The organism is Streptomyces sp. NBC_00490, from assembly GCF_036013645.1.
Taxonomy (GTDB): Bacteria; Actinomycetota; Actinomycetes; order Streptomycetales; family Streptomycetaceae; genus Streptomyces; species Streptomyces canus_F.
Map to the genome: position 1 here is coordinate 7,948,614 of NZ_CP107869.1, position 21,455 is coordinate 7,970,068.

15 protein-coding genes and 1 pseudogene are annotated in these 21,455 nt (G+C 71.3%); 13 read left to right on the forward strand and 3 right to left on the reverse strand.

Features of this window, described 5'->3' with window-relative positions; all coding sequences use genetic code 11:
• Window positions 1-70: 70 nt before the first annotated feature.
• The 3 genes from OG381_RS36250 (at window position 71) to OG381_RS36260 (ending at window position 2,170) form a co-directional block, all read left to right on the forward strand.
• Window positions 71-697: a dihydrofolate reductase family protein gene (locus OG381_RS36250; RefSeq protein ID WP_327720223.1), complete on the forward strand. Its 627-nt coding sequence runs from the start codon at window positions 71-73 to the stop codon at window positions 695-697.
• Between the two features lie 91 nt (window positions 698-788).
• Complete coding sequence (locus OG381_RS36255; RefSeq protein ID WP_327720224.1) at window positions 789-1,694, forward strand: DMT family transporter; 906 nt, start codon at window positions 789-791, stop codon at window positions 1,692-1,694.
• Between the two features lie 86 nt (window positions 1,695-1,780).
• Window positions 1,781-2,170 (forward strand): ribonuclease domain-containing protein, encoded by a 390-nt coding sequence (locus OG381_RS36260; protein ID WP_327720225.1) that lies wholly within the window; start codon window positions 1,781-1,783, stop codon window positions 2,168-2,170.
• 24 nt (window positions 2,171-2,194) lie between these two features.
• Here the strand turns inward: OG381_RS36260 and OG381_RS36265 are convergent, their stop codons facing one another.
• Entirely contained in the window at window positions 2,195-2,395 is a 201-nt protein-coding gene (locus OG381_RS36265) for a hypothetical protein (protein ID WP_327720226.1), read from the reverse strand.
• A 170-nt stretch (window positions 2,396-2,565) separates the two neighbouring features.
• On the opposite strand from OG381_RS36265, the gene OG381_RS36270 reads away from it, so the two are divergent.
• The 3 genes from OG381_RS36270 (at window position 2,566) to OG381_RS36280 (ending at window position 6,114) form a co-directional block, all read left to right on the forward strand.
• A complete protein-coding gene (locus tag OG381_RS36270) occupies window positions 2,566-3,825 on the forward strand; it encodes a sensor histidine kinase (protein WP_327720227.1) in 1,260 nt (419 codons plus the stop codon).
• 353 nt (window positions 3,826-4,178) lie between these two features.
• Window positions 4,179-4,886 (forward strand): response regulator transcription factor, encoded by a 708-nt coding sequence (locus OG381_RS36275; protein WP_327720228.1) that lies wholly within the window; start codon window positions 4,179-4,181, stop codon window positions 4,884-4,886.
• A gap of 43 nt (window positions 4,887-4,929) precedes the next feature.
• Complete coding sequence (locus tag OG381_RS36280; protein WP_327720229.1) at window positions 4,930-6,114, forward strand: cytochrome P450 family protein; 1,185 nt, start codon at window positions 4,930-4,932, stop codon at window positions 6,112-6,114.
• A 43-nt stretch (window positions 6,115-6,157) separates the two neighbouring features.
• Here OG381_RS36280 and OG381_RS36285 read toward each other — a convergent pair whose 3' ends face one another.
• A complete protein-coding gene (locus tag OG381_RS36285) occupies window positions 6,158-7,159 on the reverse strand; it encodes a Gfo/Idh/MocA family protein (RefSeq protein WP_327720230.1) in 1,002 nt (333 codons plus the stop codon).
• Window positions 7,160-7,289: 130 nt separating this feature from the next.
• On the opposite strand from OG381_RS36285, the gene OG381_RS36290 reads away from it, so the two are divergent.
• From OG381_RS36290 to OG381_RS36315, 6 genes are all read left to right on the forward strand, one after another.
• Window positions 7,290-8,027: a GntR family transcriptional regulator gene (locus tag OG381_RS36290; protein ID WP_327722632.1), complete on the forward strand. Its 738-nt coding sequence runs from the start codon at window positions 7,290-7,292 to the stop codon at window positions 8,025-8,027.
• Between the two features lie 167 nt (window positions 8,028-8,194).
• Window positions 8,195-9,343 (forward strand): ROK family glucokinase, encoded by a 1,149-nt coding sequence (locus OG381_RS36295; RefSeq protein ID WP_327720231.1) that lies wholly within the window; start codon window positions 8,195-8,197, stop codon window positions 9,341-9,343.
• An 8-nt stretch (window positions 9,344-9,351) separates the two neighbouring features.
• Window positions 9,352-9,933, forward strand: a complete 582-nt coding sequence (locus tag OG381_RS36300; protein ID WP_327722634.1) for a sugar kinase — start codon at window positions 9,352-9,354, stop codon at window positions 9,931-9,933.
• Between the two features lie 111 nt (window positions 9,934-10,044).
• Window positions 10,045-12,861 (forward strand): DEAD/DEAH box helicase, encoded by a 2,817-nt coding sequence (locus tag OG381_RS36305; protein WP_327720232.1) that lies wholly within the window; start codon window positions 10,045-10,047, stop codon window positions 12,859-12,861.
• Window positions 12,858-14,921 (forward strand): SWIM zinc finger family protein, encoded by a 2,064-nt coding sequence (locus tag OG381_RS36310; RefSeq protein ID WP_327720233.1) that lies wholly within the window; start codon window positions 12,858-12,860, stop codon window positions 14,919-14,921. Before OG381_RS36305 ends, OG381_RS36310 begins: the two co-directional genes overlap by 4 nt.
• A 128-nt stretch (window positions 14,922-15,049) precedes the next feature.
• Window positions 15,050-16,042 carry a hypothetical protein gene (locus OG381_RS36315; RefSeq protein ID WP_327720234.1) on the forward strand — a complete coding sequence of 331 codons (993 nt, stop codon included), beginning with the start codon at window positions 15,050-15,052 and terminating at the stop codon, window positions 16,040-16,042.
• 538 nt (window positions 16,043-16,580) lie between these two features.
• On the opposite strand, the gene OG381_RS36320 is transcribed toward OG381_RS36315, so the two are convergent.
• Window positions 16,581-20,969 (reverse strand): NACHT domain-containing protein, encoded by a 4,389-nt coding sequence (locus tag OG381_RS36320; RefSeq protein WP_327720235.1) that lies wholly within the window; start codon window positions 20,967-20,969, stop codon window positions 16,581-16,583.
• A gap of 248 nt (window positions 20,970-21,217) precedes the next feature.
• On the opposite strand from OG381_RS36320, the pseudogene OG381_RS36325 reads away from it, so the two are divergent.
• Window positions 21,218-21,423: pseudogene (locus OG381_RS36325) on the forward strand (winged helix-turn-helix domain-containing protein); the annotation flags it as partial.
• Between the last annotated feature and the right edge of the window lie 32 nt (window positions 21,424-21,455).

Here is a 21,455-nt window from a genome sequence, read left to right on the forward strand (position 1 = left end):
ATGAGTTGCGGGTGCCCGTGGGGTCTGAGCTGATGACAACAGACCCCACCCGAGAGGGAAGGCACCCGTCATGGGCAAGCTCGTCTCCCAGATCTTCGTCAGCCTCGACGGCGTCTACCAGGGCCCCGGCGGCCCCCAGGAGGACACCAGGGGCGGCTTCGAGCAGGGCGGCTGGACCGTCCCGTACGCCGACGAGGACTTCGGCCGGTTCGTCGGCGGGGTCTTCGCCGACGTCGGCGCGTTCCTCCTCGGCCGTCGCACGTACGACATCTTCGCCGGGTACTGGCCGAAGGTGACCGACCCCGCCGACCCGGTCGCCGCGAAGCTCAACGCCCTGCCGAAGTACGTCGCCTCCTCCACTCTCACCGACCCGGAGTGGTCCGGCACCACTGTCATCGGCGGTGACCTCGCCAAGGAGGTCACCTCCCTCAAGGAGCGCACCGACGGCGAGATCCAGCTCCACGGCAGCGGAGCCCTCCTGCGGTCCCTGCTGAACCTCGACCTGATCGACACCGTCCACCTGATCACCTTCCCGGTCGTGCTCGGCGCCGGCCGCCGCCTCTTCACCGAGGGCGGCCTGCCGACCGCCTTCACGCACCGGAGCGGGCTCATCACCTCCACGGGCGCCTCCATCCAGACGTACGACCTGGCGGGACGGCCGGAGTACGGGTCTTACGAGCTCCCCGAAAACCCCTAGGCGAAGTCCGGCCGCGCGAGTACGGTGATCGCTCCGCGTGCGAGCCACCGACGTCTCCACATCACCGAGGGAGACCGGGAGAGCCGCCCAGATGTCCTCGATCGCCGTACCGGGCGTCCTCGCGCCCCGCCGCACCTGGCTGACCGACCTGCCCGTCCTGCTCGTGGCGGTGGTGTGGGGCGCGAGCTATCTCGCCGCCAAGGACATCACCACCGCCCGCACGGTGATCGCGGTCCTGGTGCTGCGCTTCGCGATCGTCCTGCCCGCCCTCGTGGCCGTCGGCTGGCGCTCGCTGCGCACCCTGAGCGCCGTCCAGTGGCGCGGGGCCGGACTCCTCGGGCTGATCCTCAGCGGGATCTTCCTGCTGGAGACGTACGGCGTCGTCCACACCTCGGCCACCAACGCGGGCCTCATCATCAGCCTCACCATGATCTTCACGCCGCTCGCCGAGGCCGCCGTCACCCGCACCCGCCCCTCACGGGCCTTCCTCGGCGCCGCCGCCCTCTCCGTGCTCGGCGTCGTCCTGCTCACCCAGGGCGGCGGCTTCACCTCGCCCTCCCTCGGCGATCTGCTCATGCTGCTCGCGGCCCTGGCCCGCACGGTCCACGTCCTGGCCATGTCCCGCGTCAAGTCCGTCCAGGGCGCCGACGCGCTCTCCCTGACCACCGTCCAACTCGGCGCCGCCGTGGCGGTGTTCGCGCTCCTGGCGACCGGCGCCGACGCCACGCCCTGGCAGACGGCCGTGGACTTCGGGCCGCGTGAGTGGGCCGGGCTGCTGTTCCTGTCCGTGTGCTGCACGTTGTTCGCCTTCTTCGTGCAGATGTGGGCGGTCCGCCGCACCTCCCCCTCCCGGGTCAGCCTGCTCCTGGGCACCGAACCCCTGTGGGCCGCCCTGGCCGGTATCACGCTCGGCGGGGAACGGCTCGGCGTCCTCGGCCTGGCGGGCGGCGCGCTGGTGCTTGTGGGGACCGCGTGGGGGCGCCGGGCGGCAGGTTAACTCCGGGAAAACTCATCGGACTTGACGGTGAAAATCTCCGAAGTTGTCATTGACATGCCACTGTCTACGCGCGTCATCATGAGGGCATGAGATTCCCCCCACGAATCACTCGTATCGGCGCCGCGGCCGCCGTCCTGTCCGCGCTTCTCGTCGGCGGCACCGTCGCCACGGCCTCCCCGGCCGCCGCCGCGGTCGGCAGCATCTGCTACAGCGCCCTGCCCTCCCAGGCGCACGACACCCTCGACCTGATCGAGCAGGGTGGTCCCTTCCCGTACTCCCAGGACGGCGCCGTCTTCCAGAACCGGGAAGGCGTCCTGCCCAGCCAGTCGAGCAGCTACTACCACGAGTACACGGTCATCACGCCCGGATCGTCCACGCGCGGAGCCCGTCGTATCGTCACCGGCCAGAAGACCCAGGAGGACTACTACACGGCGGACCACTACGCCACGTTCAAGCTGGTCAACTACGGCTGCTGAGCCGGCCGGAGCTCCGGTCCGCGTTCAGCCCGGCTTCCGGCTCTCCGCGGCGGCGAACAGAGCGATCGCCAGCACGAGCAGGGCGACGCTCGCGTAGAGCCCGTAGCCGTCGAGGAAGCCGATCCGCTGCACGAGTCCCCAGTGCCAGTCGGTGAACTCGTGCACCAGGCCGGCGACGCCCTGCACCAGGGCGAGGAATCCGAGCAGTTCCAGCAGTTGCTTCATGCGCATACGCTCGCCCCGCGGACCCCCCACGCACATCGGCCGCGGGGCGAGGCGCGTGCGACGGAAGTCTGCGGTCCGCGCGGTCCGGCCGCGCCGAAAGTAGGCGGCCCGCCGACTTTGGTCGGAGATCGCGTCCGCGCGGAGGTGACACGGACCTTCCGTGCGTAGATTTGTCGACCGTGAGTGGAGACGAGCCCGTAGCGGTGCCCCCGGCGTTCGCGGGGCGGCGCTGGCTGATGCCCTCAGCCGTTCTGAAGGAGCTCGACCCGGACGGCGAGCGCCCCGGACAGCGGCCCCGGCGTACCGCGCGCGACTGGCTCGTCGACTTCAGCTGCTTCGCGGTGGCCGTGATCATCGGCCTGGTCGGCGCGGAGGCGGTGACCTCCAACCCCCATGTCCCGGACGCCCTCGCCCGCCTCGACCAGGTGATCGGCGCGATCGCCTGCGCCGCGGTGTGGCTGCGCCGCCGCTGGCCCGTCGGGCTGGCCGTCGCCATGCTCCCCGTGGGGCTCGTCTCGGACACCGCGGGCGGCACCTGCATCATCGCCCTGTTCACGCTCACCGTGCACCGGCCGTTCCGGTACATCGCGTGGGTGGGCGGGGCCAACATGGCGCTGATCCCGCTCTACTGCTGGATCCGTCCCGACCCCGACCTGCCGTATCTCGCCACGGTCGTCATCTTCGTGCTGATGACCGCGGTGGTGGTCGCCTCGGGCATGGTCGTACGGTCCAAGCGGCAACTGGTGCTGAGCTTCCAGGACCGCGCCCGGCGCGCCGCGACGGAGGCCCGGCTGCGGGCCGAGCAGGCGCAGCGGCTGGCCCGCGAGGCCATCGCCCGCGAGATGCACGACGTCCTCGCCCACCGGCTGACCCTGCTGAGTGTGCACGCGGGCGCGCTGGAGTTCCGGCCCGACGCACCCCGGGAGGAGGTCGCCCGCGCGGCCGGCGTCATCCGGGAGAGCTCCCACGAGGCGCTCCAGGACCTGCGCGAGATCATCGGGGTCCTGCGGGCCGGGGAGCAGGACGACACGGGCCGCCCCCAGCCGACCCTCGCCGCTTTGGACGCGCTGGTCGCCGAGTCCCGTGAGGCCGGCATGAAGGTCAGCCTCGACACCCGCGTCACCGACCCCGCCGCCGTCCCCGCCTCCGTCGGCCGCACCGCCTACCGCATCGCCCAGGAAGGCCTGACGAACGCCCGCAAACACGCCCCCGGCACCGAGGTCACCGTCGCGGTCGAGGGCGCGCCCGGCGAGGGCCTCACGGTGACCGTCCGCAACCCCGCACCCGAGGGCGAGGTGACCCCCGTACCGGGCTCAGGACAGGGGCTCATCGGGCTGACCGAACGGGCGACGCTGGCCGGCGGGCGACTCGAGCACGGGCCGGAGGCGGGCGGAGGGTTCGGGGTGCGGGCGTGGCTGCCGTGGACGTGAACCGGGCGCCGCGCGTGGGGTGTTCGCGCCTGCCGCGAACCGGCCTGCCAGCAAAGGGTGCGCGCCGCCCGAGTGGCAGGAACCGAGGACCGTGACGACACGGGCACCGGGCGCGCCGGGTTCGGTGTCCGCGGAACCGCAGCAGCGCCGTGTCGCCCGGGTGGCCTGGGCGTCGTACGGCGTCCGTGTCTCGGTCGCCGCGCTCCGGGAGCCGAGCCAACTCCACGCCGACCGCGCGCCGTTGACGCTTCCCCCGCGGTACGTCGGCGCGGTGGCGGCGGTTCCGGAACGGAGTGCGGTTGTGTGGCCGACGACAGCCGGTAGGACCCCGAAACCGTGATTACGTAGGCCTCATGACCGCGATCAGACTGCTCCTCGTCGACGACGATCCGCTGGTTCGGGCCGGCCTGTCCCTGATGATCGGCGGTGCCGACGGCATCGAGATCGTCGGGGAGGCCGCCGACGGCAAGGACGTCGACGCGCTCGTCGACCGCACCCGCCCGGACGTCGTCCTCATGGACATCCGGATGCCGTCCATGGACGGCATCACCGCCACCGAACGGCTGCGCACCCGGCCCGACGCGCCCCAGGTCGTGGTCCTCACCACCTTCCACGCCGACGAACAGGTCCTGCGCGCCCTGCGCGCGGGCGCCGCCGGGTTCGTCCTCAAGGACACCCCGCCCGCACAGATCGTCGACGCGGTGCGCCGGGTCGCGGCCGGCGACCCGGTCCTGTCGCCCACCGTCACCCGGCAGTTGATGCACCACGCGGCCGGCACCGCCGCCGACACCCGCCGGGCACGCGCACGCGCACGGATCGCCGCCGTCAACGACCGTGAGCGCGAGGTGGCCGTCGCGGTCGGCCGGGGCCTGTCCAACGCCGAGATCGCCGCGGAACTCTTCATGAGCGTGGCCACCGTCAAGACCCACGTCTCCCGCGTCCTGGCCAAGCTCGGCCTCAACAACCGGGTGCAGATCGCGCTGCTCGCGTATGACGCGGGGCTGTTGGAGGACGGGACCGACGCCGCGGAATCCGGGGAATCGAGGGAGGGCGGGCACTAGCGGGTCGCGCTGTCCGTTCTCGGAGTGAGGGGAAGGGATCTTCATGGCAGAAGTGGTCGACCTGGGCGAGTTCGGCGAGGCCTTCCGCACGGACCCGCATCCCGTGTACGCGCGACTGCGTGAGCGCGGCCCGGTGCACCGGATCCGGCCGCCGGGCTCCGATCCCGGCTACTGGGCCTGGCTCGTCGTCGGGCACGAGGAGGCGCGGGCCGCGCTCGCCGACCCCCGGCTGTCCAAGGACGGCCGCCCGATCGGTGTGACGTTCCACGAGGAGGAGCTGATCGGCCGCCATCTGCTCGGCGCCGACCAGCCCGAGCACACCCGGCTGCGCGGCCTAGTCTCCCGCGCCTTCACGATGCGCCGCGTGGAGGAACTGCGGCCCAGGGTCCAGGAGATCACCGACGACCTCCTCGACACGATGCTGCCCTATGGCCGCGGCGACCTGGTGCAGTCCCTCGCCTACCCGCTGCCGATCACCGTGATCTGCGAGCTCCTCGGCGTGCCCGAGATGGACCGCACGGAGTTCCGGAAGGTCTCGACGGAGGTGGTCGCGCCCACCAGCCCCGAGAGCGCCTACGACGCCGTCGTCCGGCTCGACGCGTACCTGCGCGAGCTGATCGAGGACAAGCGGTGCGCCGGGCCGGGCGACGACCTGCTGAGCGACCTCATCCGCACCACCGCCGAGGACGGCGACCGGCTCTCCCCGCAGGAACTGCTGGGCATGGCCTTCCTCCTGCTGATCGCCGGCCACGAGACGACGGTCAACCTCATCACCAACGGCGTCCACGCCCTGCTCACCCACCCCGGCCAACTCGCCGCCCTGCGCGCCGACATGAGCCTGATCGACGGCGCGGTCGAGGAGACCCTGCGCTACGAGGGACCGGTGGAGAACGCGACGTTCCGCTACGCCGCCGAGCCGCTGGAGATCGCCGGCACCGCCATCGCCGGGGGCGACCACGTCATGGTCGGCCTCACCGCGGCCGACCGCGACGGCGCCCGCTACCCGGCCCCGGACACCTTCGACATCCGCCGCGACCCCCGGGGTCACCTCGCCTTCGGCCACGGCATCCACTACTGCCTGGGCGCGCCCCTGGCCCGCCTGGAAGCGCGGACGGCGATCCGGAGCCTGCTGGACCGCGCCCCGGACCTGGCCCTGGACGGACCGCCGGGGGAGTGGCTGCCGGGGATGCTGATACGGGGGCTGCGGAGCCTGCCGGTGCGCTGGTAGGCAGACAGGGCCAGGTTCGGCCGTTACGGGGTCGGAGGACCGCTCAGCCCGGCAGCTCCGTCATCCGTACCGGCCGCCGCTCCCGCCGCGACACCTCGCACGCCTCCGCGATCCGCAGCGCCTGCAACGCCTCGCGCCCGTCGCAGGGGTTGGGCCGCTCGCCCCGGACCACCTCGACGAACGTGTTCAGCTCGGCCTCGTAGGCCGGCCCGAACCGTTCCAGGAACCCCGTCCACGGCTTGGTCGCGGCCGGTGGCCCCGTCGGTTCGGTGGAGGCGATCGGCGTGCGGTCGTCCAGGCCGACGACGATCTGGTCCAGCTCCCCGGCCAGCTCCATCCGGACGTCGTAGCCCGCGCCGTTCAGCCGGGTCGCCGTCGCCGTGGCGAGGGTGCCGTCGTCGAGGGTGAGGACCGCCGCGGCCGTGTCGATGTCGCCCGCGTCACGGAACATCGCGGGTCCGGCGTCGGAACCGGCCGCGTACACGTCCACGACCTCCCGCCCGGTCACCCAGCGCAGGACGTCGAAGTCGTGGATGAGCGTGTCCCGGTACAGCCCGCCCGACAGCGGCAGCCACGAGGCCGGCGGCGGCGCCTGGTCCGAGGTCAGCGCCCGCACCGTGTGCAGCCGCCCGAGCCGCCCCGACCGCACCGCCTCCCGGGCGCCCGTGTACCCGGCGTCGAAGCGGCGCTGGAACCCCATCTGGAGAACGGTCCCGGCCGACTCGACCTCACCGATCGCCTGGAGCGTGCCCGGCAGATCCAGGGCGATCGGCTTCTCGCAGAACACCGGCAGCGCCGAGCGTGCCGCGCGGCCGATCAGTTCGGCGTGTGCCGAGGTGGCGGTGGTGATCACCACCGCGTCCACGCCCCATCTGAAGATCTCGTCCACCCCCGGCGCGGCCGTCTCCCCCAGCCGGTTCGCGAGCTCCTGGGCCCGCGCGCCGTCCGCGTCCGTGAGGATCAGAGAGCCGACGTCGCGATGACGACTGAGCGTGTTCGCGTGAATGGTGCCGATCCGGCCCGTACCGATGACGCCGATGCGCATGTGAACAAAATGTGGCCGGAGACCCCACCCTGTCAATGCATATGTCCTGACAATCGAACTACACAACTTCCCGTCAACAGCGCGCGGAGCTACGCTCGGGCCCGTGCCGAAACCAGATGGGGACCCGACCGTGTCGCTCGAACTCAGTGTGGACCGCAGCAGCCCGGTGCCGTTGTACTTCCAGCTGTCCCAGCAGCTGGAGGCCGCGATCGAGCACGGAACGCTCACCCCCGGCAGCCTGCTGGGCAACGAGATCGAGCTCGCCGCGCGCCTCGGCCTGTCCCGGCCCACCGTCCGCCAGGCCATCCAGTCACTCGTCGACAAGGGCCTGCTCGTACGCCGCCGCGGCGTCGGCACGCAGGTCGTGCACAGCCAGGTCAAGCGCCCGCTCGAGCTCAGCAGCCTCTACGACGACCTGGAATCGGCAGGTCAGCGCCCCGCCACCAAGGTCATGGTCAACACCCTCGTCCCGGCCTCCGCCGAGGTCGCGGCCGCGCTCGGGGTGGCCGAGGACAGCGACGTGCACCGCATCGAGCGGCTGCGCCTCGCGCACGGCGAGCCCATGGCGTACCTCTGCAACTACCTGCCGACCGACCTGCTCGACCTGGAGACCGGCCAGCTCGAGGCCACCGGTCTGTACCGGATGATGCGCTCCGCCGGAATCACCCTGCACAGCGCCCGCCAGTCCATCGGTGCGCGCGGCGCCACCGCCGCCGAGGCCGAACGGCTCGCCGAGGAGGAGGGCGCCCCGCTGCTCACCATGCAGCGCGTCACCTTCGACGACACCGGGCGCGCGGTCGAGTTCGGCACCCACACCTACCGGCCCACCCGCTACTCCTTCGAGTTCCAACTGCTCGTGAGGCCCTGAAGGCGGCCCTGGGATCCGCTCGAGTGTCGCCGCATTGGTTCCAATGTCCGGACAATGCGACCGGTGCGCGGCGGGCCGCAGTGCACCCGCACCCGGCACAGCACAGGAACCGCCCCTTTGCGCCCCCGCACAGCACCCTTACTCACCGTGAGGCACAATCGGGCCTGATGAGCACCTACGGCAATTTCACGGCCCCGATCGGCTCCCGGCGTGCCCCCGTCCTCCGCACGGTCGGCACCAGGGAACGCCGCTCACACCTGACCGCACCCCGCGTGCCGACGGTCGGGATCGACATCGGCGGCACCAAGGTGATGGCGGGTGTCGTCGACGCCGACGGCAACATCCTGGAGAAGCTCCGCGCGGAGACCCCGGACAAGTCCAAGAGTCCCAAGGTCGTCGAGGACACCATCTGCGAACTGGTCCTGGACCTGTCCGACCGGCACGACGTGCACGCCGTCGGCATCGGCGCGGCCGGCTGGGTCGACGCCGACCGCAACCGCATCCTGTTCGCCCCGCACCTGTCCTGGCGCAACGAGCCGCTGCGCGACCGCCTCGCGGGCAGGCTCGCCGTGCCCGTCCTGGTCGACAACGACGCCAACTCCGCCGCCTGGGCCGAGTGGCGCTTCGGCGCGGGCCGCGACGAGGACCACCTGGTCATGATCACGCTCGGCACCGGCATCGGCGGCGCGATCCTCGAGGACGGCCAGGTCAAGCGCGGAAAGTTCGGTGTCGCGGGCGAGTTCGGCCATATGCAGGTCGTGCCCGGCGGCCACCGCTGCCCGTGCGGCAACCGCGGCTGCTGGGAGCAGTACAGCTCCGGCAACGCGCTGGTCAGGGAGGCCAAGGAGCTGGCCGCGGCCGACTCCCCGGTGGCCTACGGGATCATCGAGCACGTCAAGGGGCAGATCGGCGACATCACCGGCCCGATGATCACCGAGCTGGCCCGTCAGGGCGACGCCATGTGCATCGAGCTGCTCCAGGACATCGGCCAGTGGCTCGGCGTCGGCATCGCCAACCTCGCGGCCGCCCTCGACCCGTCCTGCTTCGTGATCGGCGGCGGTGTCTCGGCCGCCGACGAGCTGCTGATCGGCCCCGCGCGGGACGCCTTCAAGCGTCAGCTCACCGGCCGCGGCTACCGCCCCGAGGCGCGCATCGTCCGCGCCCAGCTCGGCCCCGAGGCCGGCATGGTCGGCGCCGCCGACCTCGCCCGCCTGGTCGCCCGCCGCTTCCGGCGCGCCAACCGGCGCCGGGTCGAGCGCTACGAGCGCTACGCCAAGTACACGGAGGCCCGCCGGACGACCCAGGGGCAGGCGTGAACCCGTCCGTGACCCCTTCGGTGCCCCGCCAGGGCGACTCCCCGGAGGAACCGCGGCGGCCGGCCGAGGACCGCCGCCACCGCAACCGCCGCCGGGCGCTCACCCTGCTCATCATCGTGCTGCTCATCGGCGTCCCGGCCGGCTACCTGGTGATCTCCGCGAACCAGAGCCGCAACAGCGGCAAGGACAAGGAGGCCAAGTACTCGGCGACCGGCCTCACCGCCGGCTGGCCCTCCAAGGTCCAGCGCCGCCTCTACCAGGTGCCGATCCCGCACCCCGCGGACCGGATCGCGTACTACGAGACCAACAACTGGAAGACCAGCCGCCTCTACGTCCAGTTCCGCACCAGCAACGCGGGCCTCGACACCTTCCTCGCCGGCGTCGGCGTCAACCGCGACGACCTCAAGGGGGGCGCGATCACCATCGGCACCCGCGACCAGAAGATCACCGGCTGGCGGTTCACCGGACCCGGTCCCTGGTCGGGCCTCGTCCACAAGCAGAAGAACCCGGCGCCCACCCAGGACATCGTGGTGAACACCGCGGACCCGGCCAACCCGATGGTGTACGTCGTCTCCCGCACGGTTCCGTAGAGCGAGCGGCCCCTCCCGTCCGTCGGCCCGTCGCCGGAGCCGATTGTCAGACCCCGCCCGTAGAGTCGAAGACGTCTGATCCGACACGCGGGACGGGAGGTGGCAGGACGTATGAGTGACACGGTCGCGACGGCCGGGCGAGCGACGGACCCGGTCTCCGTGCGGCTCGCCGCCGTCTTCCTGCCCGCACCCCTCCCGCGCGAGGGCCGGATGGCCTTCTGGGACCCCGAGGACGGGCCGCTGCCCGACGGACACACGGATCTCACCGTCGTACGACCACACGGCGCCGGGGTGCGACGCAGGACCGCCCCCGCGCTCGAACTGCCCCTGGCCGAGGCCCTGCCCCTCCTCGTGCGCGCCCGGCGCGACCCCGCCGCCCACCCCGCCACCGCCTGCTGGGGCGCGGCCGCCCTGCACGCACTGCGGCTCACCGCCCGCGGCCGGCTGCTGCCCGGCCTCACCGCCACCGGCCACGACGCCTGGCGGGCCGGCCCCCTGGACCCGGACGACATCGCGCACCTGCGCGCGATCGCCGCCGCCCTGCCCCACGAGGGCCACGCGGTCCCGCTGCCCGGCCCCGGCCCGCTCCGCCTGCCCGCACCGGAAGCGCTGATGCGCTCCTTCCTGGACGCCGTCGCCGACACCCTCCCGCGCACCCCGGCCGCACCCCTCGCCTCCGGCAAGCCCTTCGCGGACCGCCGCCCGCAGCGCCTGCCCGGCGCGCAGGACTGGGCCGCCGAGGTCGCCGCCGGCATGGACGCGGGCGTGCGGATCTCGCTCCGCCTCGACCTGTCGGCGTACGACCTCTTCGACGAGGGCGGCCGGGCCCGCAGCGCCGGTGCCGCGATCGTCCAGGTGCACAGCCTCGCCGACCCCACCCTCGTGGCCGACGCGGCGGCCCTGTGGTCGGGCGAGGCGGACACGGTGTTCGGCCCCCGCGCCCGCGTGGACGCCGCCCTCGCGGTGCGGCGCGCCGCCCGGGTCTGGGCGCCACTGGACCGCCTCGCCGAGCAGGACGTGCCCGACGTACTGGCCCTGTCGGAGGAGGAGTTGGGCGACCTGCTCGGCGTCGCCGCGACCCGGCTCGCGGCGGCCGGGGTCGCCGTGCACTGGCCCCGTGACCTGGCCCAGGACCTGAGCGCGGCCGCGGTGGTGCGGTCCGCGCCGGGTTCGGCCACCGACGGCACCGGCTTCTTCGAGAGCGAGGAACTCCTCCAGTTCCGCTGGCAGTTGGCGCTCGGCGGCGACCCGCTCAGCGAGGCCGAGATGGACGCGCTCGCCGAGGCCCACCGGCCCGTGGTCCGGCTGCGCGACCAGTGGGTGCTCGTCGACCCGGCGCTCGTCCGCAAGGCCCGCAAACGCGAACTGGGCCTGCTCGACCCGGTCGACGCGCTGTCCGTCGCGCTCACCGGCAGCGCGGAGGTCGACGGCGAGACGGTGGAAGCCGTACCGGTCGGCGCGCTGGCAGTGCTGCGGGACCGGCTGACGGCCGGGGTGCGGCCCGCCGAACCGCCGCCGGGTCTGCACGCCACCCTGCGCGACTACCAACTGCGGGGTCTGGCCTGGCTGGACCTCATGACCTCCCTCGGCCTCGGCGGCTGCCTCGCCGACGACATGGGCCTCGGCAAGACGATCACGGTGATCGCCCTGCACCTGAAGCGCGCCCGCCGCGAGCCGACTCTGGTGATCTGTCCGGCCTCGCTGCTCGGCAACTGGCAGCGGGAGATCACCCGGTTCGCGCCCGGCGTCCCCGTCCGCCGCTTCCACGGCCCCGACCGCACCCTGGAGGACCTCGACGGCGGCTTCGTGCTCACGACGTACGGCACCATGCGATCCGCGGCACCGCGGCTGGCCGAGCAGCGCTGGGGCATGGTCGTCGCGGACGAGGCGCAGCATGTGAAGAACCCGTACTCGGCGACGGCCAAGGCGCTGCGCACCATCCCGACACCCGCGCGCGTGGCGCTGTCCGGCACCCCGGTGGAGAACAACCTCTCCGAACTGTGGGCCCTGCTCGACTGGACGACCCCCGGACTGCTCGGCCCCCTGAAGTCCTTCCGCGCCCGCCACGCACGCGCCGTCGAGAACGGCGAGGACGAGGAGGCCGTGCGGCGGCTGGCCCGGCTGGTCCGCCCCTTCCTGCTGCGCCGCAAGAAGTCCGACCCCGGCATCGTCCCCGAACTGCCGCCCAAGACGGAGACGGACCACCCGGTCCCGCTCACCCGCGAACAGGCCTCCCTCTACGAGGCGGTGGTCCGCGAGTCGCTGCTCGCCATCGAGACGGCGCAGGGCATCGCACGCCGGGGCCTGGTGCTGAAGCTCCTGGGCGCGCTGAAGCAGATCTGCGACCACCCCGCGCTGTATCTGAAGGAGGAAGCCGGAGCCGCCGACCGGCTCGCCGTCCGCTCCGGCAAACTGGCCCTGCTGGACGAGCTGTTGGACACCCTGCTGGCCGAGGACGGCTCGGCACTGGTCTTCACGCAGTACGTCGGCATGGCCCGGCTCATCACCGCCCACCTGACCGACCGGGCGGTCCCGGTGGAGCTGCTGCACGGCGGCACTCCGGTGACGGAGCGCGAGCACATGGTGGACCGCTTCCAGAGCGGTGCGACGCCCGTCCTGGTCCTGTCGCTGAAGGCGGCGGGCACCGGCCTCAACCTCACCCGCGCGGGCCACGTCGTCCACTTCGACCGCTGGTGGAACCCGGCCGTCGAGGAGCAGGCCACCGACCGCGCCTACCGCATCGGCCAGACCCAGCCGGTCCAGGTCCACCGCCTCATCACCGAGGGCACCGTCGAGGACCGCATCGCCGAGATGCTGGAGGCGAAGCGGGCCCTGGCCGACGCGATCCTCGGCTCCGGCGAGGCCGCCCTGACCGAACTGACCGACCGCGAGCTGTCCGACCTCGTCTCCCTGCGGAGGACGTCATGACGGGCGGGCCGGCGGACGAGGTACGCCGGGCACTGCGGGAGGCGCGGGAACGCCGGGAGGCGGAGGGGACCGCGGAGGGCGGGACGGAGCCGAGGGAGCCCGCGGGCGACGGCTCCGCGCCGGGGACATCCGCCGGATCCGCCGGTTCCACCGCAGCCGTCGGCGAAGGGTCCGCGGCGCGGCAGCCGGAGCCCGGTGAGGCCCGGCCGGGGGACGTCGCCCGCGAGGCGCTGCGACGCGCGGCCGCCGACCGGCGGGGCGCCGGAGCCGAGGGACCGGCGCAGGAGACCGGGACGGCTGAGGACGAGGCGGACACACCTGCCGGGCCGGACGCGTCGCCGAGCGGGTCCGGTGCGGAGACCGCCCGGCTCGGTGACACGGCGGATCCCGCCCCGGGAGCGGTGAACGGGGGAGGAGCCCCGCAAGGAGGGCGCCCCGCGGACCGGGCGCGTGAGGCCTTGCGGGCCGCCCGCGCGGAAGAGCGGCGGCTGCGCACGGAGGTCACGGGCGGGGGCACCGAGGTCGGGGCCCGGCCGCGTCGGACGACACCGCCCGCCTTCGCCCGAGGCGCTGCGGCCGGCTCGACCGCCGCCGAACGGGCCCGCGCCGTACGGGAGTCGCTGGCCGACGCCTTCCGCATGCCCGACGACGGGGCGGACCAGGGGAGCCCGGCCGAGTGGGGCCAGGACGCCGTCCCCGCCGACGCCTCGCGGGACACGGGCCCCGACCCGTACGGCACCGGCACCGCCCTCTCGGACTCGCCCCCGTCCGCCGCGCCCCGCCACCCCCGCTCCATGGGCGCCCCCGACCGGGACGGTGAACTGCGCCGTACCTTCCCGGCGTTCACGTCCCGTGCCTCCGGTGAGGACGGCGGATTCGCCGAGACCTGGTGGGGCAACGCGTGGGTGGACGCCCTCGAGACAGGTGCGCTGGACGCCAAGCGGCTGGCGCGGGGGCGTGGTTACGCGGAGCAGGGCAACGTGGACGCCATCACCGTGACGCCGGGGCTCGTCCTCGCGTACGTCCAGGGCAGCCGGCCCCGGCCGTACCGGGTGCAGGTGCGGCTGCGGACGCTCGACGACGCCGACTGGGACCGGTTCCTGGACGCCGCCGCGGAGCGGACCGGGCACATCGCCGCCCTGCTCGACAAGGAGATGCCCCACGCCCTCGCCGAAGGCGGTGTCCGGCTGCTCCCCGGGCCCGGCGACCTCGAACCGCAGTGCAGCTGCCCCGACCGCGGCCACCCCTGCAAGCACGCCGCCGCCCTCTGCTACCAGACCGCCCGCCTGCTCGACGCCGATCCCTTCGTCCTGCTCCTGCTGCGCGGCCGCGGCGAGCGCGAACTGCTCGACGCGCTGTCCCGGCTGAGCGCCGCCCGCGCGGCCCGTGCCGCCCAGGACAAGGGCCCGGCACCCCTGCCCGGCGTACGCGCCGCCGAAGCCCTCGCACCTCGTCGGCTCCCGCCCCTGCCCGCCCCCCTGCCGGTGCCCCCGCACCCGGAGCAGCCCCCGGTCTACCCGGCGGCCCCGGGCGGCCCGGACCCCTTCGCGCTGGACCAGTTGGCGACCGACGCCGCCGGTCGCGCCCACGCGCTGCTCGCCACCGGACGCGACCCGGTCGCCGAACTGACGCTGTGGCAGGACGCGGTGCGGCTCGCAGCGGCCCGCCCCGGCTCCGGCCTCACCGCAGCCACCCGCTCGCTCTACGCCGCGCTCGCCGCCGCGGCCGGCCGCACCCCGGCCGACCTGGCACGCGCGGTCGCCGCCTGGCGGCAGGGCGGGTTCGAGGGCCTCGCCGTCCTGGAGGAACCCTGGGACCCGCCGGCCGGCCGCTTCGACCGCGCCCGCCCGCTCCTGCTCGCCGCCGACCTCCCGGCCTTCCGCCCCTGGCGCAACCGCCTCACCCACCCCCGCGGCCATGTCCAACTCCGGCTGGGCCGCGACGGGCTGTGGTACGCCTACGAATCCGATCCGGGCGCCGACGACTGGTGGCCCCGCGGCACCCCCGACCTCGACCCGGTCGGCGCGCTGACCGGCCTGGGCGCCTCACCCGAGGGCTGACACGCTTCACACAACCACCACACACAGTTCGCACAGTGGCTGCGAGGAGCGGCGACTCACGTGCCACTAAAATGCCGCGATGTCGCTCTGCGACACACCAACTGACCTAAAGCGAACGGGGGAGCGGCATGGCTACGGGGGGATGGGGTCCCGGCACGGGACAGCCCGGCGGCAACGGAACGGGCGGACAGGGCTGGGGCCCTCCGCCCGGAGCGCCGGCCAACAACCCCTACGTACCGCCACAGGCGCCGTACCCGCCGCAGAACCCCTACCCGCCGCAGAACCCGTACCCCTATGTGCCCCCGGCCCCCGTGCCCGGTCGCGCGCCGCGCCGCCGCAGCCGCCTGTGGTTCCTCTCCGCGCCCTACCTCGTCACCGCCATCCTCCGCTCCGCGCACCGCGTCGCGGTCCGCCTCTTCGTGCAGGAGGGCGACGGCCGGATCGAGGACCGCACCGTGGACCGCGTCCAGGTGACCCGCACGGTGCTCGGAGCTCTCGCCACGGTCGCCCTGTTCATGGCCTACGGCGCGGAGAAGGACGGCTGGGAGGACGCGGCGACCGGTGGCGTGGCCAACATGATCATCGCCCCGGTCCTGCTGATCGTCGGCGGCCCGCTGGTCATCCTCGCCTTCGTCTTCTACGCGCCCCAGCACCTGAGGCCCCATCTGCGCTCCAGGCTCCACGCCCCGTTGAAGGCGGTCGGCTGGTACCTGCTGACCGTGGGCGTCCTCGCGGGGACCCTCCTGGGAATCGGGCAGGCGTCCAAGAACGACCTGAGCGGGTGGCAGGGCTTCGTCGTGGGGCTCTCGGGGCTGGCCGTGCTGGCCTGGGGCATTCCCTTCTTCCTCCTGGCGTCGCTGTACTCCGCGCGCAGCGCGTTCAACACCGCCCACGTCCATCCGATGCTGCCGCCCGTGGTGACCGTGGCGCTGGTGTGGGTGCTCGCCGTCTTCAACGCGATCGACAGCGGCATGCCCCAGGGACCGCCGGCCGTGCAGTACTGCTCGCTGCTGGGCGGCCCGCTGTCGGTGACGGCCGTCTCGCTGTGGGAGATGCGAAGGATGCGGACCCGGTACGGGGTCACCGTCCGCGGCGCGGCCCCCGTCCCCGTCCTCCGGTGAAGGCCGTGTGAGCATTCGCCGGTGATGTCCGGGAGCCGGGTGTGAGGAGTGGGGGCCCAGGGGCCGGGGATCAGGGAACGGCGGTTAGCGTGGAGCGGTGAGTGAGACGCAGACCCCCGCCCTCCAGTACCGCCTCGACGGCCCGGACGACGCCCCGGTCCTCATCCTGGGCCCCTCGCTCGGCACCACGTGGCACAGGTTGTAGAGACCGTCCAGGGGCGTCTACGCCAGTCCAGCGCGGGCATGAAAACGCAGGTCAGGGCATCCTGGTCCGGCAGGGGCCGCCCAGTTGGTGATGGCTGTGTGATAGGTGGGTGATACGGCGAGGCCCCGCCGAGGACCATCCTGGTGGGACCTGTGCGCGGAGCCGTGACACGACGAAGCCGCACCGGAGAGCTCCGGTGCGGCTTCGTCGTGAGGGCGGCTGCGCTGTCGGGCGCGTGGGGTCGGTTCCTCATGCGGCCTGTCCGTGTGACGCTTTGGGGGGTGCGCCTACTTTGCGATTGCACTTGCCTATGCGCCTAAGAAGCCGGTTTCGTCAGGTGTTCCGTTGTGCTGAGCTGCGGATGGTGCAGTCGAGGACGAACGCTCGGACGTTCAGGTTCCTACTCTCGTTGAGCTGAGCGGCCTGGGCATCGTAGGTCTCCTTCAGGCCGGCAGGTGTCTGCCTTGCAGCTGGCCGCTTGCGTTCCTTCGCCGTCCACTGGTCGGTGGGGAAGAAGGCGATCAGGTAGATGCCGTTGCGAGTGCCCAGCGCGGCGAGGTAGTCGTCGGCGAGCTGGGTTTGCATGGCGGTTTTGATCTTGTCGTGCCAGTTGCCCTTTACTTCGATAGCGACCTGGGCCACGGACTCTTCCTGCCGCTGCGGTGAGGAGTGAGTCGCCGCAGCGGTGGGCGCCTGCAGGAGCAGGTCGATGCGGTCACCTGCTCCCTTGATGTTGCGGTACACCTGCACTTCGCGGTTGATGAGAATGCCGCCTTCGACGAGGTCTCGTCGTAAGGCGTAAGCGAGGTAGTCGGACACCAGGTTCTCGTCCTTGGGGAATCGCAGCCGTTGCTTTCCGCTCTGGCCGTTCGGCAGGGTTTCCAGCTCGGTTTCGTTCCACAGAATTGCCGCGGGGAGAGTCCCTTGGGTCAGGTCTTCCTGCATTTTGTTCAGGAGAGCGATGACGACGTCCATCAGATCCGTTCCGTTTCTGACAAGTCGTCGACGTGGGTCGTGGATCAGCTGACTGAGTTCGTCGGGGCTGGGGCGGACCCAGGAACCTTCCCTGTGCGCTTGCACGGCTTTCTGTGCCGCCGCTCGGATAATGCTGGTCTTGGGCCAATCGGCCGCCAACTCTCGTAGGAGACGGATGGCCTCACCGGTGCCCCGCGAGGCGAGGTGGTCGAGTACGACATCAATGTGCGTCTGCGCAGCAGTCGCACCCGGCGGGGACGAGCCAGCCGAGTCCGTCGAGGGGAAGCGGCCCAGGAGGATGCGGGCGATTTCGGCCAGTGCCGGTTCGGACAGTTTGAAGAGCCACGCCTGAGTGCTGTGAGAGCGGGAAAAGGCGCCGGAAACGGCTACGAGCGCGGTGCCGTCGGTACGAAGACGGTGCTCTGCTGTCGGCCAGATTTCTGTGGGTGTCTCCAACAGGAAGACACGCAGATAAGCGGCGTCCAGACGCTCGTCGCTTGCTGGGTTGGGCTCGCTCAGCGGCGCACCGAATCGGTCCCGTACTTGGTGGCAGACACGGGGGCTGCCTTGACGTAGAAGGATGGTGAGGACACGAGCGAGGACATCGTGGCCGCCAGGGCCGATGGCGGGAGCCTTTTCGTGAGCTTGCGCGGTGAGGTCAGTGAGTGTCTGCAGCAACCTGGTCTCCAGCTCCGGTGTCCAGATGTAGGAGGCCAGGTCGAGGACAGGCGAGGTCTCTTCCGCCTCGTACAAAGCCCGGACCAGCGTGTCGTAGGTGGTCTCGAGTTGCAGCGCGGCGTGGAGGAGGGCCATTTCCAGCAGCTGGCCGCGCGGGCCGACGTGGCGGGCCGCAGTGCTGGTGAGGGGGAAGGCCAGGAGTGTCGGTGCCCAGGCTTGCCATTGGCCTGAGGGCAGCGTGGCCAGTATCTCGCCGTCGTCGTTGAGGAGTGCTGTGAAGGCAAAGATTGCTGCCCATGGACGGGCGGGAAGGCTGTTGGTGCCGATCCAGCTGCTGTCGGTGGGCAGGCCGTTCGTGACGAACCTGCGTGCTACGGCCAGCAAGCGGTGTTCATAGCCGTCGGCGAGGATGACGGTACCGGGAAGAGACAGCAGATCGGTGAGCAACTCGGTGGCCGCGAACCTGCCTGTGTCCGGATCGCATTGCAGGTTCCAGCACAGGGACACGAAGCTGTCGTGGTCGCCCGACTCCGCCTGTGCGAGAAACTCGCGGGTGGTGGTGATGTACTCGTCGCGGCCCTGCCATGGCTCCGTTCGCGACTGACGTCTTGCCGCCTGGGCCCTGAGCTGGTCAGCGCGAGGGCCGTCGATGGGAATGGCCTCAAGGTCTTGAGCGAACACCTGTGACCAGACTCTGGTGCCTTGAGTGGACCATGCTGTGTCCTGCCCGGCGTCTGTCGTCCTGGCCATGGACCACACGTGCTGCAGCATGGGCCAGGCATGCGGCGCCTTTTGGTCGCTGAGGCTCTGTTCGAATTTTACGAGCCAGGCGAGATCTGTGGCGTCGAGCAGGCTGGTGCGCTGTTCTCGTTCAGGGCCGACGGATGTCTCAAAACGCGAGCGGACGGTCCGTGTGGAATGCGGGTCCCATCCCTCGGCCAGCTGGAAGGCATCCTCTGCGTCTTGGGCGACGTCGATGAGGTGTCGAGTGAGCGTGCGGCGCAGATGGCGAGCGTGCTGGTTGTCAGGGTCGTCCAACGGTGCGCACAGCGGCGCGGGAACGGACAACTGTGGGTACGTCTGCAGGTAGATACGCAGCCACACAGCCACAATGGGAACACGCGCCTCGGCTTCCGGCCCGCTCAGTGCGCGGTCGAGGAGGCCCTGGACCATGGCTGCTTCGTCGGACCAGCCGGCCCACAAGGAATTGGGATTCATGAGATGCGATCCGGCCCAGCCCAGAAATGGCGCGATCTGGTCCTCCGAGAGAGAAGCAGGCAGACGGCGGCAGAAAGAGGTGTAAAGGCTGGGATCGGTTCGTGGCGGCGTCAGGGCTGCGAGGAGTTCATCGAGGGTGAGCCAGGGCTGGCATGTCTGAAGGACAGCGCCGCGCAAGCCGTCGGCGGGATCGTGCTCGGGCTGTTGAGCTAGTTCGGCGAGGATGGGCCTGAGCAGTGGAGCAGCCTCTGTCTGGTCCAGCATGCCAGCACATTGGGCAGCCAGGCGGCGCAGGCGGTGAGGATGCTGGGCATCACAGGCAATGGAAGCTACTGCCTGCAAAAGCTCCCCGACCTCGTTCTCGGCGATCAGGTTGAGGATGAGTTCGAGTTCGTGTGTGATGTGGGGCGCGCGGTTCACGGCTTCGTGAAGAGCCTGCTCCAACTGGCGGGTAAGGCCGGGATGTCGCAGGGGCGTCATGCGCCACCAGGGCAGGCCGTCGCCAGTCGTGTCCTGTCGGGCTTGGCGCAGCAAGCCATCGACGATGAGTTCGGCGCAGTGCGGGTCCTCGATGTAAGAGCTGTAGGAGGCTATGGCCTGCGGGTCGACCTCGATCAGCCAAGGGCCGAGGTCTGGGCACAGGGAGATGAGCCAGGCAGCCAGTTCATGAAGGTCTGTGGGAATGCCAGGCTCGCCGACCTCCCCCCGGTGGACGAGAAGTCCCTGCAGTTGTTCGCGGGGGACTTGGTGGTCGGTGAGGTATTGAGCGGTGAGGTAGGAGGCGATGGAGGCGTGAGCAGGACCAGCGGCTGCAGGGCCGCGGTTGCTGAACAGCGAGCTGTTCAGGACCCCCTCAACGATGGGGCGCTCGATCGTGAACGTGTCACCGGGGGTGCCCTCTCGTGTGCCGAGGAAGGTGTCGATGGCCAGCAGAGCCTGGCCGGGCTCGGTTCGGCGCCTTGTGGTGATGCCCTCGGCGCCGGTGAGCACGCAGTAACAGGCGAGGCGGGCTGCGGTGGCGAACCTCTGGGACTGGCTTCCAGCAAGGTCGTCAGGGGCACGGTCATCTCCTTGGTGCATGACGGCATGCGGGAGGGCGAACGAGTAGAGGCTGGCGCGGCTGGCAGGCAGTGTGCTGTGTTCCAGAAACGTGTCGAGCAACAGGTCCAGAGTCAAAGGGGTACGCGCGAGGGCTTGTGCGCCGGCTTCGGTCACAGCTTCGAGAAAGAGCTTGGGATCCACGCCCTTGGTAGAGGCGGCTGCGACCAAGTCGCTTCGGCGGAGAGGTGCCAGTGTGTAGGTGCGGGCTTCGTCGATACCGAAGGCGGCGATCACTGCCTGGCTCAGGACGTCGGTGTAGGCCATGCTGCGGCAAGCGATCAGTACTTGTAGCCAACGGCAGTCATAGGTGGCGGCCAAGTCGGTGAACCAGCCGGCAATTTCTTTGCCGGTGGCCCGGCATTCATCAACGCCGTCCACGACGAGAAGGTGCCTATGCCCCGCCTCGGCATCGGATGAGCTGGCAGCGGGCGCATGTCCTGTGGGGCCAAGTCGGCTGAGTACCGAATCAGCCTTGCGAGTCAGGTCCTCCCAGGACCGGACCTGGCCGAGATCAACCCGCACTTGCGCATCCCAGCCCCTGCTCATCTGGGTCGCCTCGAGAACGGTATCCAGCGCCGATGACTTGCCAATGCCAGCTTCCCCAAGCAGTACCGCAGAAGCAGAACAGGCGTCGATCAGCGGCACAACCGAAGGTGGCTGGCGATACCAGCTCGATGTGTCAATGAGGAACCCATGGGAGTCGACCGGGAGGTCCTCTCCCACGGGGACGCAGAATCTGTCCAGTCGCATACGGCACCCCTTCGGCCAAGGACACCGAACTTACCGCCGCAGGGCTACGCCTGGCACTCCGTTCACCCCAACAACCCGCGCTTGACTCTGGCGGTCAGGACTCAACCCTCGGGGCTTGGAATGGCTCCAAGGGAGTGGCACCACATGGGAGAGGATGAGCCTCTGTGATGCTGTTGTCGGCTCCTTGCCTGCCTGTACAGGACCGACAGCCGCCTGAGCCGCCTGCACGCAGGAACGGGTTGCTGCTGCTCAGTGACGAGCTGTTCGCCGTGCTGGAGCAGGAGCTGCCCCAAGGGGGCCGGTGGCGCAGGGCTGGCCGGACCAGACCTGGACTCTGTCACGGATCAAGACCCTCATCGGGCGCCGGTTCCATGAGAGCTACACCGTGCAGAGTGTTGCCGCGCTGCTCAAACGGCACGGCTGGAGCTGCCAGGTGCCGGCCCGCCGGGCGGTTGGCTGTGTCGCTTCCCGTGGATGTCGTTTCAG